Source organism: Sphingomonas sp. ERG5 (genome assembly GCF_000803065.1).
In the GTDB taxonomy this organism is placed as follows: Bacteria; Pseudomonadota; Alphaproteobacteria; order Sphingomonadales; family Sphingomonadaceae; genus Sphingomonas.
Genome location: NZ_JSXI01000020.1, coordinates 63,753 through 80,386, shown reverse-complemented (window position 1 = coordinate 80,386; position 16,634 = coordinate 63,753). Strand labels below are relative to the sequence as shown.

The window sequence follows — 16,634 nt, the reverse complement described above, 5'->3', positions numbered from 1 at the left end:
GTGGCCCTGGCTGTACCGCTGGCCCAGGAATTCGTCACCGTGCCGGTGACCGTGCCGATCAGGCTGCCGACCCGGGTGACGCCGGAGACATTCACGGTGGAGGACGAATTGCTGGTTGTCCCACGGAGCTGCTGGCCCACCAGCCCACCAATATTGCCGGCATTGCTGCTCACGGTGCCGGCGACATGCACATTGGTGATCCGGTTGTTGGTCGACCCCATATAGCCGGCCAGACCGGCCGTCAGGCTCCGGCCCACGACGTTCAGGCCGGTCAGGGTGAGATTGCTGATCATGGCCGAATTGTCGATGCCGCTGAACAGACCGACATAATCGCTCGTCGGGCGATTGATCGTCAGGCCCGAGATGACGTGATCGCCGCCATCGAACGTGCCGGTGAAAAAGACCGGGGCAGCCCGCGAAATAGGATCGAAGCCGGCACCGGCATTCCACAAGGCGGTACCGCTGGCGTCGATATCGCTGGTCAGCACGAACCTGCGGGCGATCTGGTTAGCCGAGGCCATCCCCTGCAGACCATAGACATCCTCGATCGTGAACGGCGTGGCGGTCGTGCCGTCACCGCTGGTCACGCGCCGGAAGCTGGCATTGTCGAAGCTGAAGCGGAAGTCGGTCGCGCGGAACGACGGCAATGCGGACATGTTCTGCGACCAGCCGCCATTCACCAGATTGAACAGGCCGACATCGACCGTGCCGGTCGCACTGATCAGTCCCATGCGCGGATCGGCATTGCCGGCGCTAAGCGTCAGTCCGCCATTGGACCCAGTGATCGCGGCGTTGATGTTGATATCATTGTAAGCACGCAACGTGAACATGTTGGTGCTGGTCCAGGTGACCGCGCTATCGATATTGATGTTGCCGGCGCCGGGCGTCTGGTTGCCCGCGCCGCTTGCGCTGTCGCCGGTGGTTTCCAGCGTGACGTTACTGGTGGCGAGATTGGCGCTGATTGCCGCCGCGGCCTCCGCATCGACGGTCAGGTCGACGGGGTCGACCAGCCACATGCCGGTCGTGCCGCCCGCAGCAGACGTATCGACGCGCAGGCCGGGGACGGAGATGTCGGCACCCGAAGTTTCGATGAAGCCGCCATCGCCCGTCGTCCCCGTGGCGCGCGCGGAAAGCGTGCCGGTGAAGCGGACCGAACCGCCATCACCGCCATGCAGGATGATCGTGCCGCCCTTGCCGGTCGCGCTGTCGGCATTGATGTCGCCGGTCAGGTTGATCACGTTGCGCACCGCATCGCGCACCGTCGCAGCCCTGAGCTCCACGATCCCACCGCTGGCGCTGATCGAGCCGCTCATGCCGATCAAGGCATCCTCGCCAGCGACGGCATTGGTCGGCATCGCCACTTGCATGAAGCCGTCGCCGTTGAGGTCAAGCGCAATGCCCTCACCCGATCCCAGCCCGACACGGCCATAGGGTACGGCGATCGTCCCGCTATTGCCGACCGATCCGCCGAGCAGCGCGACATAACTCCCCCGGCCAGCGCTGATCGCGCCACCGTTCGATACGCGCGCCGATGCGCCGGAACCGATGAAATTCAGGCGCCCGGCCTCGAAATCCGCATCGCTGATCGCCAACGTCGAGGCGATAAAGCCGCCGCCGGTCTGGACAGCGCCGGTCGCGGTGATCGCGATACCGTTCGGATTGACCAGATAGACCGCACCGTTCGCGCGAACTTGTCCGGCGATCTGCGATCCCATCGTGCCGGTCACACGATTCAGCGTCGCGCTGCCCGCATCCGGCTGATCGAACACCACGCTGTTGCCCGATGCGACGTTGAAGCTGTTCCAGTTGACGATCGCGCGCGATGTCGTCTGCGTCACTGTCACGCCGTTCGGTGCGGTCGCGATCGTCGCGCTGCCCGACGCCACGACCCCGCCCGAGGGCAATTCGGTCTGCGCTTGCGCAGTTGTCGCGCCCAGGCCGATCAGACAAGCGCACGCCGTCCCCCGTGCCAGAATGCTTGTCGCAAGCGCGCGACGACGCGCGGTCGAGTGGACCAAGGAATGACGCTGCATGAATCCCCCACCGGAAAACCGGGCGCATGCCTGCGCCGTAAGGGAACCTTAACTATGCGAACCCCGCCTCCGCTCAACGCAACAAAAACGGATCAATCCGGCACGGCGGATCCAGTCCGGATCATGGCCCGCCACGCTTCCGCAGACCTTGAGCGGTACTCGATCGGCCGCTTATGGCGAAGCCGACGAAACAAATCCGTGATATCGTCTCCCTACTTTGTTCTGTCAGCATCCCCCCTCTCCCGTTATCGGGGGCGCATGTTCACGCAACCTGGGCGGCGCGACCGTTCAGCGTGCGACGCGTCCGAGGGAGGATATCAGCCTTGAAGACATCGCCGATCGAGCAGTCGATCGACCCAGGCGTCGCGATTCCCCCGTTTCATACCCCGGAGGCGTTGCGCGCGCATCCTCGCTTCCCCGAGGCTGCGGCATGTCTCGTCGATGGACTGGTGTCGCTGTACAGCCATGATCGCCGGCTGCGGTCGCTGATCGAATATGATCGCGCGGTCACCTTCATGCTTATCGTCTGCCTCGCCGCGGGGGAGCAAGGCGACCAGCCGGAAACCTGGCTGACCATGAAACGGCTCAACGCCTTCCTGCCGCGGCTGTGCGTCGAGCCGGGCCGTCGGATCAACGACCTCGTCACCAGCCTGCAGGACGAAGCTTTCCTGACCACGCGCCGGTCGCCGATCGACACGCGCGAACGTATCCTGCAGCCAACTGAGAAGATGCTCGCCGCGGACCGCGAGTGGCTGCAGATATTCCATGCACCGCTCGCCTTGCTGTATCCCGACGACGACTATCATGGCGCGATGCGGCAGGACCCGGCCTATCAGCGCGCCTATCGTATTGCTTCGCTCACCACACTCGAGATTGCGGACCGGATCGTCGGCGGCAATCCCCCTGCCGATTACTTCATCCGCGAAAGCGTCGGCACGCGGTTGCTGATGCTGTTGATCCAGGAGGTACGCGACGCGTCGGATCGCCGCACCGGGCCGGGTTTCTATACCCGCGCAGCAACACTGGGCGGCGTATCGCGCACTCATGCACGCAACGTGCTACAAGGTGCGGCCGATCGCGGATGGTTGCGCGCGAGCGACCCGCCAGGCCTCTATATCGAAATAGGGGACGAGCTGTGGGATTCGGTCCAGCGCTGGGTGGCGGAAGCGATAGCGGGCGTGGACATCGTCCACGGCATGGCGCTGGCGCTCCTGCATCCCACCGGAGCCTGCGACAAATAGCGTCAGACCTATCGGCGTAGTGCGGCGATCGAGTGGCAGCGATTGTTCAGGGCAGTTCGCGGTTGCGATAGACCGACGGCACCCTGCCAGAGTTTGATCCGGCTACGTTGAAGCGCGGGGCCAGCCCGCCGGGTCAAATTTTAGCCAAGGATTGGCAGCGAGAGCCGGGCGACGAACACGCCATTGTCGTGCTGTCGTTCAAATGTCCCGCCCGATGCGCGGACCAGTCGCTCGACCAGGCCCAAACCCTGACCGCCATCCCGCACCGGCCCGAAATCGGTTTGCTCGCGCCATGTGAGGTGAAGCACCTCGCCATCGGCTTCACCGCCGATCGTGATCGCCCTGCCTAGCTTCAAAGCCCCATATTTGAGGCTATTGGTCGCGAGTTCTCCGAACGCAAGGGCGAGCGCTTGCATTGCCGCATCAGTCAGCCGGACATCCGGCAGGTCACCGAATTCGAGCAGCGACGCGTCGCCATAGGCGGAAGCGAGCAACGGGATGATATCGGCGAAACGCTTGCTCGACAAGGGATCGAGGATGAGGTCCTGGACGGTCGAGAGCTGTGCGAACCGGGCGGTAACATGCTCGGCGAACGTACGAGCTTCCGGTCGTGACCGGGCCGACATCATCACCAGGCCGGATGCCACAGTAAGCGCATTCTTGAGCCGGTGGCGCATCTCCGCGCTGATCGCGGCGACACGCTGACGATCCGTCACTTCAGCGGTCACATCGCGAGCAATGGTGAGAAAACGCGACGGCTCGCCGTGATCGCTCCGGACCGGCGTCACGGTAATGTCCCACCAGCGGAGCGATTGATCCGGGCCCGGACGAGCCGCACTGACGCGAGCGACCTCACCGGAACGTGCTGATGCAAGCGCGGCCTCGACTCCTGTACGTACAGCCGCTGGCCATCGCTCAACCCATAGCTGGCCGATGAGATCAGCCGGCAATGTCAGCTCCATCGAATTTGCACCTTCGCGATTAACGAACAGGATGCGCCCATCGCGGTCGAGCAGTTCGATGCATTCATGGGTCTGATCGAGCAGCGTTGCGAGGAGGATATTGTGGCTGTCGATCAACGGTTCGACCGGTTCGGCCATGAACAGCTCCTTATCCGGCCCGCGTTGCATTCCGATACCGAATAGCAGGCTTTGTCGGGGTCGTCATAAACTCAATCAATACAACTACAAAGCACCTGGGTATCGCCACGAGGACAGCGATATGGAGCCACTTTCCCGTACATTATGTTTTCCCAATCTTGATTTTGAAACACCCGCGCAACGGAACTGTCACAACCCATTCATAGCTCGGCCGAGCGTCGCTCAGGATGCCGGGGATCAAGTCATGACCAATTCCGTTCCGCATACTCGGTGGCTGCGCGCGACCGCGCTCTCGCTTATCTTCTCGTCGATCGCCGGCATTGCGCATGCGGAGACGCGCCCGGCGATCTCCAGCGACCCTATCCCGGCCGCGGACGACATCGAGAAGACAAGCGACACGGCACCCAAAAGCGACATTGCCGAGGGATCGGACATCATCATCACCGCCACCAAGGCGAACGAGATCGCGCCAGTGACCGCATCGCTGCAGGCGACTCAGCCGCAGTCGGTCATCTCGCGTTCGTTCATCGAGGATTCGCTTCCCGCCACATCGGACTTCAACCAGATCGCGCTCATTTCCCCCAGCGTTTCGGGCTACGGCAATTACAACGGCAACGGCCTGTCGGAATCCAAGGCGCAGATTCGCGGCTTCCAGGATGGCGAATACAACGTCACCTATGACGGGGTGCCGTTCGGCGACACCAACGACCCGACGCATCATTCGAACACTTTCTTTCCGTCCAACACGATCGAGACATTGGTTGTCGATCGCGGCCCCGGCAATGCGAGCCAGCTCGGCCAGGCGACCTTCGGTGGCAATATCAACCTGTTCAGCCGTGCCACCCGCGACGATGTCGGCCTCGAACTCAAAGGCACCTATGGCAGCTACAACACCTATCTGCTGCGCGGTGTGGCACAGAGCGGCGCGATCGATGCACTGGGCGGGACCGAGGTAGCGCTCAGCGCACAGCGCATCCGGTCGGACGGCGCACGCTCCTTCAGCCCCTTCAAGTCAACGAACATATTCGGCAAGATCATGATTCCAATCGGCCCGGATGCGCGGCTGACGCTGCTTGGCACCTATAACGAAAACCGCTTCAACCAGCCCGACAAGGACGGCGCGACGCTGTCGCAGATCGCGCAGTTCGGCAGGAATTTCAGCCTCAACAACGACCCCAATTCGCAGAGCTATTTCGGGTATAATTCCACCCACAAAAAGACCGATTTCGAGATCGTGAAATTCGAGGCCGACATCGCGCCCAACTCGACCTTTGAGAACCGCGCCTATACCTATAGCTATGACAATGAGACGCTGAGCGGCAGCGACGTCACGCTCTATGCGACGGCCTCGCCCAACGCGATTGCCGGCGCCAATATGGTTACGCTGACTCAGGGCGGCACCAAGGTGTCGGGTGTTCCCGGCTACACCAAGACCAACAAATATCGCATGTTTGGCGACATCGCCAAAACGCGAATCGATTTCGGCTTTGGCGCGATCACCGTCGGTGCATGGCTGGAATGGTCAAACACGTATCGCCAACAACGCGACGTCAACCTGCTGACCGGCGCGCGCAACTATGCCGAGAAAATCCCCAATGATCCGACAACCGGCAAACCCTATCTACCCGCGCTGAATCCCACCCCTTCCGACATCAAGTTCGACCAGAATTCGCACAGCAACCACACCGAGGAATTCGTGGAACTCGAATTGCGGCCGATCCCGGGCCTGAAAATCACCCCGGGCTTCAAGCATGTCGACTTCAATCGCCAGATCGACGCACTGTTCAATCAGACGACGCGCGTCCCGCAGAAACTCAGCAAGACCTATAGCGCCGACCTGCCGTTCCTGACGGTCAACTATGCCGTCAACGATACGTTAGCGGTCTATGGTCAATATGCCCGCGGCTTCCTCGCACCGGCGCTCGGCGTGCTTTATGTAGCGCATCCGGGCGCCTCGACCGTCGTCCCCGAACGATCGACCAACTATCAGGCTGGCCTAGTCTATCACGGCCACAGCCTCAGCATCGACGCTGATGTCTACAAGATTGATTTCACCAACAAATTCTCATCATCCACCAATGACCCGGCAGTCGGCACCGTGTTTTTCAACCAAGGTTCGGTGCAGTATAAGGGCGTTGAAGGGCAAATTACCTACGCCCTGCCCAGGGGCTTGGCGGTGTTCGCCAACGGCTCGCGCAATTATGCCAAGACCGACAATCCCGGCACGCCAAACCTCCAGGTCGCGAACGCGCCGGAATGGACCGCGGCAGGTGGCCTGCTCTATAAGAACGGCCCGATCAAATTCTCGCTGATCGACAAATATGTCGGGCGTCAGTGGTTCGCCGATCCCACCACAACCGATCCCACCAGATATAATCTGTATCGCAGCAACGGCTACAACACCGCAATCCTGTCGGCGCGCTACACATTGGGGCCGGTGACGGTCGGCGTCGAAGTCAACAACCTGTTCAATTCGCGGCCGGTGACCAATATCGGCCCGAGCAGCAAGACGCCGCTTGGCGATATCGGTCACGCGACACCAACGAATTTCGATCAATATTATTATCAGACCGGCCGTGCGTTCACCGGTGACATCACGGTAAAGCTCTGATCATGCGCCTGTTGCTTCTGACAGCAATCGGACTGACCTTCGGCTCTATGGCGGCGGGCGCGGCCGAACGAGACGATCGCGTCCCGCTCCTGTCCGCCACCGATCTCGATCCACAAGCCATGCTCCCGCCGCCACCGGCGGCGGGAAGTGCGCAAGCGGCGGCCGAACTCGCTGAACTGCACACCATGCAGCAGCGCCGTTCGCCCGCGGAAATCGCGGCGGCAAAACTCGACGGCGCAACGAAGAACGCCGCGATCTTCGCCGAGGCGCTGGGTCCGTCGTTCGATCTCACAAAGCTACCGGCGACCAAAAAACTGTTCGACATGGTCCGCGCCACCGAGAAACAAGTGGTCGATCACGGCAAGCAGGAGTTCAAGCGGCAGCGTCCGTGGATCATTGATGTCTCGATCGACAGCTGTTCGAAGAGCGACCAGCCGCTGTCAAGCTATCCCAGCGGGCATGCCTCGATGGCGTTCTCGATGGCGGGTGTACTCGCGCGGCTGGTCCCCGACAGAGCCGGCGCGATTCTGGCGCGCGCCGCGCGCTATGGTGAGAGCCGCATCGTCTGCGAACAGCATTTCCGCAGCGACGTGACCGCCGGCGAGGCGCTTGGCCTGATGATCGCCGACCGGCTGATGGCGAAGCCCGCTTTCGCCACAGCGTTCGAGGCGTCACGTGTCGAGCTGATGCAGGCCGGGCTGCTCAGGACGGCTTGACCACCAGGATATGAAATGAACCCGGGACCAAGCCCGGCCGCGCGCCCGGCGTTGCAGGCGGCGTGAAACGCGCGGTCGGCAGGTAAATTGCGCCCGTATCGGGGTCGAGCGCTCCAGTGCGCGCACCGACCTCGGTGGTCACGCGCCCGACCCGCGCGACCCCGCCCGGTGCATCAAGCGACAGGATATCAAGCACCCCATCCTTGCCGCATGGGATGAACGCCAGCCGCCGCGCCTCATCCATGATGACCGCGTCGGGCCCCTTGCCGATGTCGATCAGGGCAACCAGTCGCTTCGTTCTGGCATCGACCACGACCGCCTTGCCGTTGGCGCAAGCGCCGATCAATTGACCGTGTCGCGCATCGTAGCCAAGGCCAGTCGGTGCTTCGCAACCCGGCAGCGCAATCGGCGCACCGGCCTTGCCGCGAGCCAGATCGACCGTCTCGATCTCATTGGCATCCTCGTTGTTGATGAACGCCGTATCGCCGACCAGCGCAGCATATTCGAGCGCCGGCTTGACCGCGATCGTTGCCGTCACGCGCATTGCCTGTGTGTCGACCACCGATACCGTGCCGCTGTCCGAGTTCATCACCAATGCACGGTGGTGCGCTGCGTCATCGATCGCCGCGTCGGGCTTCTTGCCGACCGAGATACTGGCGATCTGCTTGCCGCTGGCGGTGTCGAAGAATCGCACCGTCGCGTCGTTGCCGCTGGTTACCAGCAAATGGCCACCCGATATCGGCAGCACGGCATGGCCCCGCGCAATGTCTCCCCAGGACGAGACCGCACCGCTCTCCAGCTCAACCACGGTCACGGACCCCGATCGTGCGACATAGAGCCGGCGCCCCTGGGGATCGACGCGGGCATAGTCCCAGGATCCGTCAGGGCCAGCGATACGCCCGGTCACCGTATAGGATGGCGCTTCGGCAGAGACGGCAGCGGCGGCAAAGCACAGGGAAACGGAGGCGAGCAGAGCGAAAATGGGGCGGCGCATGGACGAACTCCCTGATGAATCCAGCGAGTTCTGCGCCTGTGCGAAGGAGCACGCCAGTAACGCCGTGGGACATTGGGATAATTCAATCCATGTCCCTGCTCGTCTGCGTTAATAAAGATTGGGAAAGGAAAAGTGCCGGACAATGCGCAGCCAATCTTCACGGGTGCAGAAACAGAGGAGCGATCACGCTTCGATCGCCAGTTCAGGAGCCAAGAAGATGAAGATCGCTGTTCTTTCCCTCGGTGTGCTCGCCCTGTGCGGTGCGACCGCCCTACCCGCAATCGCCGCCAAACCCGGGCCGAAGCCCAAACTGACCATGGCGCAGGCCCGTATAATCGCGCTCAAGCGCGCGCCCGGTAAAATCAAGGATGCCGAATATGAACAGGAGAAGGGTGGCTGGCGCTATTCATTCGATATCGTCCAGGCCAATCGCATTCACGAGATCGGCGTCGATGCGATGACCGGCGCCATTGTCGAAGACATTTACGAAGCCCCGGGCGCCAAGGACTGACACCAGGCATGCGCATCCTCCTTGCCGAAGACGACGCCGAGACCGCCGCATTCATTCAGCGCGGACTTGCCGAACTGAGTCACGTCGTGACGCGGGTCGATAATGGGGAGGATGCGCTTCACCTCGGGGCGACCGAGACGTTCGATATGATCATCCTCGACCGGATGCTGCCGGGGATCGAAGGACTCGACATATTGCGGCGCCTACGTGCCGCGACGGTCAGGGTCCCGGTCATGGTGCTGACCGCCAAGGGCGGGATTGTCGATCGCGTCGACGGGCTCAATGCGGGTGCCGATGACTATCTCGTCAAGCCGTTCGCGATGGCCGAGCTGGTGGCGCGGCTCAATGCGCTGATGCGGCGACCGCCGATCAGCGACGTCGTCACCCGGCTGGAGGTCGGCGATATCGTGCTCGACATATTGCGGCGGGAGGTCACGCGCGGCGACCACCCTGTCCTTCTACAGCCGCGCGAATTCGCGCTTCTCCAGTTCCTGATGCGCAACGCCGGCCGAATCGTCACGCGAACCATGTTCCTGGAGGAAGTATGGGGCTTCCATTTCGATCCCCAGACCAACATCGTCGAAAGCCATCTGAGCCGGATGCGGTCGAAACTGCGCGAAGGCTTCGCCGATGATCCGATCGAAACAATCCGCGGCGCCGGGTACCGGATGCGCGTAGATGGCTAATTTGCGAACCAGCGCGGCCTATCGCATCGCCTTCACTTATGCCGCAGCGTTCGCGGCAGCGATCCTGCTGCTCGGCGTCGCGGTATATTTCGCGGCCGATGCTGAATTCCGCCAGCAACGCGACCAGACGATTTCCGACGAAATCGCCGACCTGGCGCAGGAAGGCCGCGGCCAGAAACTCGCGCGCGAAATCGCCGAGCGAGAGGCCGGGCGCACCACCCACTCTTTCGGCTATGCGCTCTTCGACTCCAACGGCAAACGGATCAGCGGCGCTCTCGACACGGCGCGACCGCCGACCGGGTTCAGCATGATTATATTCCGTGACCCCGTGGAGGGGCCGGACGCCGCGCGGGCCAAGGCGATCGACCTGCCAAGCGGTGAGCGCCTGGTCGTCGCGGTCGATTCCGAAGCGATCGAGACGATCGACGCGACGATCCTGACCCTGTTCGGTACCGCTTTCGTTATCGTGCTGGTGATCGGCGCGGCCGGCGCGTTGCTGCTCGGCCGCTATTTGCGCCACCGGCTCGGCGCGATCGAGGTCACCGCCAACGCGATCGTCGCGGGCGATCTTGCCCAGCGCATGCCGGTTGGCCCCAATCGCGACGAATTCGACACAGCCGCGCTCGCGCTCAACGCGATGCTCGATCGCATCGCGGGGCTGATGGAGAATCTGCGCCAGGTATCAAGCGATGTGGCGCACGACCTGCGCACGCCGCTGTTGCGCCTGCGCAGTCAGCTCGAGCAAGTCGGCAAGGTCGACGGCGCCGCGCAGCGCGCGATCGACCAAGGCGAAGAGTTGCTCAAATTGTTCGGCTCGATCCTGCGCATCGCGGAGGTCGAGGGCGGCGGGCTCGAGCAGGGCTTCACGCGCATCGACTTGTCCGCGCTGGCCGAGGATGTCGCCGACAGTTTCCTGCCGGCGCTCAGCGATAGCGGGCGCAATTTCTGCTGGACCGTCACGCCGGATATCATTGTCCGCGGCGACCGCGAATTGCTGGCCCAGGCAATCGCCAATCTGCTCGACAATACCAGAATTCACACGCCCATCGGTACCAACGTGATCCTGTTGCTCGAGACCAGCCCCGAATGGATCCGGCTGTCGGTCGCCGACAACGGGCCCGGCGTGCCGGCCGCCGATAGCCAGGCGATCCTGCGGCGGTTCCATCGGACCGAGGCCAGTCGCACGACGCCGGGTAATGGGCTGGGGCTCAGCCTGGTTACTGCGGTCGCGGCCGCGCACGGTGGAGAGGTCGTGGTCGATACCGGCAAATCAGGCCTGCAGGTTACCATCCTTTTGCCGAGCGCCACATGAAGCATCGCAATTGGCTCTTCCCGCTGTTGCTGCTTGGCGGTTGCCAAAGCTATGTGCCGTCGCCTTTGTCGGTTTCCCCGGATGTCCTTGCGCCGCCAGACAGTGCAACGCTGGCGCAGGCAGCGGAGACGATTGATCGCCCCTATCTGCGGCCAGTCGCAATTGACTTCGACAGGCCGCTCGACGGCAACGCGATCGCGATTTTGGCGGTGATTGCCAATCCCGACCTGAAAGCATTGCGCGCACGCGCCGGGATCAATGACGCGCAAAGTTTCGCGGCAAGACTGCTGCCCGATCCCACGTTCAATTTCGGCGCAAGCAAGGTGTTGAGCGGGCCCGATCCAATGATCGATCTGATCGGCGCCCTTGGCTTCGACCTGAACGCACTGCGCATGCGCGGCGTCAGGATTGCACAGGCGAAGGCCGCCGCCGACCAGGTACGGCTCGACCTTGCATGGAGTGAATGGCAGACCGCCGGCCAGGCGCGGATTCAAGCGATAAGGATCGGCGCGCTGACCCGCAGCCTCACGCTGGCCGCAACGACGCGCGACACTGCCCGATCACTCCTGACGCGAATCCAGAGTGCCGCCGGCCGCGGGGATATCGCCGGCGACCGGGTGCAGGCGGCACGCGTTGCGGCCGCCGATGCGGAGGATAAGGCCCGGACCACGCAGAACGCGCTCAATGCCGCAACATTCGAACTGACACGTCTTCTCGGCCTGCCACCGGCGACCGGGCTCAAACTCGCTCCATCGCCCCAGCCGGACGCACCGCCCGACGCCGAGCGGCTGTTTGCGACCGCGCGGACCAACCGAATGGACATCAGGGCGCTGGAGGCAGGATATCAGTCGCAGGAAGCGGCCGTGCGCAAGGCGATCCTTGATCAATTCCCCTCGCTGAACCTGACCGTCACGGCCAATCGCGACACTGCCGGCAATCTGATCGTCGGTCCGGCGATCGATTTCACCCTGCCGCTATGGAACCGCAACCGCGGCGGCATCGCCGTCGAACAAGCGACGCGCGCCGCACTCAAGGCCGAATATGATGCACGCCTGTTCCAGACCCGCGCAGAGATCGCCGCCGCAGTCGGCGGACTCGCGGTTGCGCGCGGTCAGCGCGACGCGGTGCTGCGCGACTTGCCGGTGCTGGAGCGGTTCGCCACAGCAAGCCGCCAGGCGGCGACGCGCGGCGATCTTTCGCCGGTGACCGCCGAGACGGCCGAGCAAGTGGTCCGCGACAAACAAAGCCTGCTTGCCCAAGCCGAGCAGGATCTGGCCGAGCAGACGATCGCCCTCGAATTGCTGACCGGAACACCGATGGAAAGCTGGCCACGATGAAGCATATGCTCCCGATCGCACTGCTTGCCTGTGCCGGTTGCTCCGGCACGACACCTGCAGACACAGTGCCAACGCCTGTCGCGCTGGTCGCGCTGGCGTCAGCGGAGCCAGGTGCACTGGCCCAGAGCGTGACGCTTTACGGCATAGTCGAGGGCGGTGCGGGTGCGAAGGCAGCTCTGGCCGCCCCGGCAGAGGCAAGCGTCGCAGCAATCCTGGCGCCGGTCGGCACTGCGGTTTCGCAAGGCGACGTGATCGTACGACTCGTTGCCAGTCCGACAACCCGGCTGGACCTCGCCAAGGCAACGACCGATGCCCGGACCGCCGATGCTGCGCTTGCGCGCGCCAGGCGCCTGCGCGCCGATGGCCTGGTTTCCGATGCTGAAGTGGAAACCGCGAAAGCTGTGGCGACAGCCGCCAACCTGACACGTACCAGCCTTGCCGGACGCACCGGGGCACTAATGGTGCGCGCACCGGCATCGGGCCTGGTCGAAAGCGTCGCGGTCAATCCCGGCGATCTCGTTCCGGCCGGCGCCACCATCGCGACGATCGCTCGCCGCGGCGATCTGCGTGGGCGCTTTGGTGTCGATCCTGCCGTCGCGCGCGTGGCGCGTGCCGGTACATCGCTACGGATCGAAGCCGCTGCTGGCCGAGCCGCCTTTGCGGTGCCGATCCAGTCGGTGATGCCGGTGGCAGATCCGCAGACGAAACTCGCCGCGCTGTTCGTGCGCCTTCCCGCCGCAGCCGGTCTCGGCATTGGCGAGACTTTGACGGGCACGCTTGCGATGACCGCCACCAGCGAGGCGCCGGCCATCCCCTATGCCGCGCTGCTCGAGGATGGCGGGCAGCCCTATGTCTATGTTGTGGCCGCCGGGGTCGCGCGTCGCCGCGATGTCGCAATCGGCGCGACGCAGGACGGCCGCGTCGCGATCCTCAAGGGCGTGCGGCGCGGCGAGCAGGTCGTGACTGAGGGCGGGACCGCCATCGAGGACGGCATGAAAGTGCGCACCAAGTGACACGGCTCCTCGCCGCGCATGCTCGCTCTTTCTGGCTTGCCGCGTTCCTGCTGACATTGGGCGGCGCGATCGCCGCGACATGGCTGCCGGTCAGCCTGTTCCCACATATCGACTATCCGCGGGTCGTCGTGTCAATCGATGCCGGCGAGCGCGACGCCGACCAGATGGCGGCCGAAATCACCCGCCCGGCCGAAATCGCGCTGCGCGCGGTGCCCGGCGCGGAGCATATCCGGGCCACCACGAGCCGGGGATCGGCAGAGGTCTCGCTCAATTTCCCCTGGGGTCAGGACATGGTCGCCGCGACACTGGCGGCGCAGGGTGCGCTAGCGACGATCCTGCCCGACCTACCGGCCGGCACGCGCTTCAACGTACGCCGTTCCGATCCGACGATCTTTCCAGTGCTTGGCCTTGCGCTCACCTCGACATCGCTCGACAGCGAAGCCCTGCACCAGATCGCCGAACTGAAAATTCGCCCCGCGTTGAGTGCGGTGACCGGCGTCGCCGGGGTCGATGTGTTTGGCGGCAGCCCGCGCGAAATCATGGTCGAAGTGGATCCGGCGCGCGCACAGGCGCTCGGCCTCAGCCTCGCTGATATTTCCGCGGCGCTGGGCAAGGCCAATATCGTCCAGGGCGTGGGCCGGCTGGAGGACCGCCACCGGCTCTACCTCGTGCTGGCGCAGAACCGCATCGCGTCGTTGCCGGACCTGATGGCACTGCCGGTCAAGGCCGGGCAGAATGCCGGCGCGGGGCTGGTCACGCTCAGCCAGATCGCCAGGATAACGCCGGCCGCCGCGCCCAACTATACGCGCGTCACATCGGACGGGCGCGACGCGGTGCTGGTCAATCTGCGCCAGTCGCCGGACGGCGATAGCGTCCGGATCGTGGGCGACATCGACGCGCGCCTGCAATCGCTTGGCCTACCGCCAAGCGTCAAGGTCACCACCTTTTATGATCAGTCCGAATTGGTGACCGGAGCGGCCGGCGCCGTACGCGACGCGATCCTGCTTGGCGCAGTGCTCGCCGGACTGGTGTTGCTGCTGTTCCTGCGTTCGAGCCGCTTGATGATGATCACGGGATTGATGCTGCCAGCGGTACTGGGCGGCACCTGCCTGATCCTGTTCGCGCTGGGCATGAGCTTCAACATGATGACCTTGGGCGGCATGGCGGCGGCGGTCGGGCTGGTCGTCGATGATGCCGTGGTCATGCTCGAACACATCATGCGCCGGATGCAGGAGGGTGCGGCGAAGGGCATGTCCGGCGTCCTTGCGGCGGCCGCCGAAATGGGCACGCCACTGATCGGATCGACCTCGGCGACGATCGTGGTGTTCCTGCCGCTTGCCTTCATCAGCGGCGTTACCGGCGGGTTCTTCAAGGCATTGGCGCTGACCATGGTCGCAGCGCTCGGCTTGTCGCTGCTCTATGCGCGCTTCGTCATTCCGCTCGCTGCGGGCTATTGGCTGCGCGACAAGGATACCGAGGCTGCTGAGCGGGCCCAGCGATTCACCGACCGGCTCGGTACTGTCTATCATCGTGCCGCTGACCGCGTATTTCTGCGGCCTGGGCTATTCGCGCTTGTCCTGACAGCGGCAATGGCGCTGGTCGGCTGGCTTGCCTGGAACCATGTGCCTTCCGGCTTCATGCCCAAGATGGACGAGGGCGGTTTCATCCTCGATTACAAAGCGCAGCCCGGCGCGGCGCTCAGCGACACGGACCGATTGCTCCGCCAGGTCGAGACGATCATCACCGCCACACCCGAGGTGGCGAGCTATTCGCGGCGGACCGGCGCGCAGCTGGGTGGCGGGTTGAGCGAAGCCGATGAAGGCGATTATTTCATCCGCCTGAAGGGCGGCTCGCGGCGCCATATCGACGACGTCATGGCCGATCTGCGTCAACAGGTGCAGGAGAAAGTACCGGGACTGGCGATCGAAACCGCGCAGCTGATGGAAGATCTGATCGGCGATCTTACCGCCGTGCCCCAGCCGATCGAGGTCAAATTGTTCGGCGATGATCCCCCCTTGCTGGCAAAATCTGCGCGGCAGGTCGGCACGGCGATCGGCAAGGTTTCCGGTGTGGTCGAGGTGGTCGATGGGTTGCGCGTCGCCGGCGATGCGATCAGCGTCAGGATCGATCCTGCCCGTGCGGCGCAGCAGGGGTTGGATCCAAGTGCCGTTGCCGGCCAGATCGAAGCGTTGATCGCGGGTACGCCGGCGACTTCGATCAGGGTCGGGGAGCAGCTAGTGCAGGTTCGCGTCCGCGCCCCCGTCGCCCTGAGCGCGCGTGCCGACGAAATCGGGCGCTTGCCGATGGTGGCGCCCGATGGCCATGTCGTGCGGGTCGCACAGATCGCCACCGTCACGATCGTGGCCGGACAGCAGCAGCTGACCCGGGAGGATCTCGCGCCGTTCATTGCCGTCACCGCACGGCTAGAGGGGCGCGATATGGGATCGACGATGAAGGACGTGCGCGCCACCGTCACGGCCCTTGGCCTGCCTGCCGCGATCCGGGTCGATTATGGCGGCCTTTATGCGCAGCAGCTGCGGAGCTTTGCCGATCTGTCGATGGTGTTCGCTGCCGCCCTGCTGCTCACCGCGTTGCTGTTGACCTTTCTGTTCGAACGCATCGCGTGGACGCTGGCGGCGATCGCCACCGTCCTGCTCTCCGCCGCCGCGGTCCTTGGCGGCCTGTGGCTGACGGGCATCGAACTCGACATTTCTGCGTTGATGGGCCTGACGATGGTGGTCGGCATGGTCACCGAGTTGGTGATCTTCTTCCTCGCCGAAATTGATCGCGAGCGTCCGGTTGACCTGACCGCCCTGCGCGAGGCGGGCGCGAAACGGTTGCGCCCGATCCTGATGTCGGCACTGATCGCGATCCTGACGCTTGCACCGCTTGCGCTCGGCCTTAGCCGCGGGGCCGGCCTGCAACAGCCACTGGCCACCGCGATCATCTTTGGCCTGATCGCCGCGGTGCCCCTGGTCTTGCTGTTCCTGCCGGCAGCAATCATCGGCCTGTCGCGGCGAGATGGACAAACCGTATAGCGGCGGGAAGCTTCAGTCCACGCCGCCACGCTAGCACGGGCC

Annotated in this window: 12 protein-coding genes; 9 read left to right on the top strand and 3 right to left on the bottom strand. The window is 63.9% G+C overall.

Going from position 1 to position 16,634, the window contains the following annotated elements:
- Positions 1-2,033: two-partner secretion domain-containing protein (locus tag OO12_RS07810; RefSeq protein ID WP_152616310.1), on the bottom strand; the 2,033-nt coding region annotated here is incomplete at its 3' end.
- Positions 2,034-2,356: 323 nt separating this feature from the next.
- Here OO12_RS07810 and OO12_RS07805 point away from each other — a divergent pair.
- On the top strand, positions 2,357-3,274 hold the full coding sequence (locus OO12_RS07805; protein ID WP_034158110.1) for a hypothetical protein: 918 nt from the start codon (positions 2,357-2,359) through the stop codon (positions 3,272-3,274).
- A gap of 140 nt (positions 3,275-3,414) precedes the next feature.
- Here the strand turns inward: OO12_RS07805 and OO12_RS07800 are convergent, their stop codons facing one another.
- A complete protein-coding gene (locus tag OO12_RS07800) occupies positions 3,415-4,374 on the bottom strand; it encodes a PAS domain-containing protein (protein ID WP_160296759.1) in 960 nt (319 codons plus the stop codon).
- Between the two features lie 244 nt (positions 4,375-4,618).
- On the opposite strand from OO12_RS07800, the gene OO12_RS07795 reads away from it, so the two are divergent.
- Together OO12_RS07795 and OO12_RS27420 are read left to right on the top strand one after the other, a co-directional pair.
- On the top strand, positions 4,619-6,985 hold the full coding sequence (locus OO12_RS07795; RefSeq protein ID WP_034158108.1) for a TonB-dependent receptor: 2,367 nt from the start codon (positions 4,619-4,621) through the stop codon (positions 6,983-6,985).
- 2 nt (positions 6,986-6,987) lie between these two features.
- Positions 6,988-7,701: a phosphatase PAP2 family protein gene (locus OO12_RS27420; protein ID WP_082006406.1), complete on the top strand. Its 714-nt coding sequence runs from the start codon at positions 6,988-6,990 to the stop codon at positions 7,699-7,701.
- Here OO12_RS27420 and OO12_RS07785 read toward each other — a convergent pair.
- A complete protein-coding gene (locus OO12_RS07785; RefSeq protein WP_034158107.1) occupies positions 7,688-8,695 on the bottom strand; it encodes a YncE family protein in 1,008 nt (335 codons plus the stop codon). The genes OO12_RS27420 and OO12_RS07785 overlap by 14 nt on opposite strands.
- Before the next feature lie 217 nt (positions 8,696-8,912).
- Here OO12_RS07785 and OO12_RS07780 point away from each other — a divergent pair, with 217 nt between their 5' ends.
- The 6 genes from OO12_RS07780 to OO12_RS07755 are packed head-to-tail and all read left to right on the top strand — an operon-like array spanning position 8,913 to position 16,592.
- Positions 8,913-9,206 carry a PepSY domain-containing protein gene (locus OO12_RS07780; protein ID WP_034158106.1) on the top strand — a complete coding sequence of 98 codons (294 nt, stop codon included), beginning with the start codon at positions 8,913-8,915 and terminating at the stop codon, positions 9,204-9,206.
- Positions 9,207-9,214: 8 nt separating this feature from the next.
- Positions 9,215-9,892, top strand: coding sequence for a response regulator transcription factor (locus OO12_RS07775; protein WP_034158105.1), 678 nt, complete (start codon positions 9,215-9,217; stop codon positions 9,890-9,892).
- Positions 9,885-11,204, top strand: coding sequence for a sensor histidine kinase (locus tag OO12_RS07770; RefSeq protein WP_034158104.1), 1,320 nt, complete (start codon positions 9,885-9,887; stop codon positions 11,202-11,204). The genes OO12_RS07775 and OO12_RS07770 overlap by 8 nt, the downstream gene beginning before the upstream one ends.
- Positions 11,201-12,541, top strand: coding sequence for a TolC family protein (locus OO12_RS07765; protein WP_034158103.1), 1,341 nt, complete (start codon positions 11,201-11,203; stop codon positions 12,539-12,541). The genes OO12_RS07770 and OO12_RS07765 overlap by 4 nt, the downstream gene beginning before the upstream one ends.
- Positions 12,538-13,554 carry an efflux RND transporter periplasmic adaptor subunit gene (locus OO12_RS07760; protein ID WP_034158102.1) on the top strand — a complete coding sequence of 339 codons (1,017 nt, stop codon included), beginning with the start codon at positions 12,538-12,540 and terminating at the stop codon, positions 13,552-13,554. Before OO12_RS07765 ends, OO12_RS07760 begins: the two co-directional genes overlap by 4 nt.
- On the top strand, positions 13,551-16,592 hold the full coding sequence (locus OO12_RS07755) for an efflux RND transporter permease subunit (RefSeq protein WP_034158101.1): 3,042 nt from the start codon (positions 13,551-13,553) through the stop codon (positions 16,590-16,592). The genes OO12_RS07760 and OO12_RS07755 overlap by 4 nt, the downstream gene beginning before the upstream one ends.
- Positions 16,593-16,634 lie beyond the last annotated feature (42 nt).

Bases quoted from the DNA above. Each gene is read 5' to 3' on its own strand.
- OO12_RS07770 (WP_034158104.1), top strand. From the start codon at position 9,885: ATGGCTAATTTGCGAACCAGCGCGGCCTATCGCATCGCCTTCACTTAT.
- OO12_RS27420 (WP_082006406.1), top strand. From the start codon at position 6,988: ATGCGCCTGTTGCTTCTGACAGCAATCGGACTGACCTTCGGCTCTATG.
- OO12_RS07785 (WP_034158107.1), bottom strand. From the start codon at position 8,695: ATGCGCCGCCCCATTTTCGCTCTGCTCGCCTCCGTTTCCCTGTGCTTT.
- OO12_RS07760 (WP_034158102.1), top strand. From the start codon at position 12,538: ATGAAGCATATGCTCCCGATCGCACTGCTTGCCTGTGCCGGTTGCTCC.
- OO12_RS07780 (WP_034158106.1), top strand. From the start codon at position 8,913: ATGAAGATCGCTGTTCTTTCCCTCGGTGTGCTCGCCCTGTGCGGTGCG.
- OO12_RS07795 (WP_034158108.1), top strand. From the start codon at position 4,619: ATGACCAATTCCGTTCCGCATACTCGGTGGCTGCGCGCGACCGCGCTC.
- OO12_RS07800 (WP_160296759.1), bottom strand. From the start codon at position 4,374: ATGGCCGAACCGGTCGAACCGTTGATCGACAGCCACAATATCCTCCTC.
- OO12_RS07775 (WP_034158105.1), top strand. From the start codon at position 9,215: ATGCGCATCCTCCTTGCCGAAGACGACGCCGAGACCGCCGCATTCATT.
- OO12_RS07765 (WP_034158103.1), top strand. From the start codon at position 11,201: ATGAAGCATCGCAATTGGCTCTTCCCGCTGTTGCTGCTTGGCGGTTGC.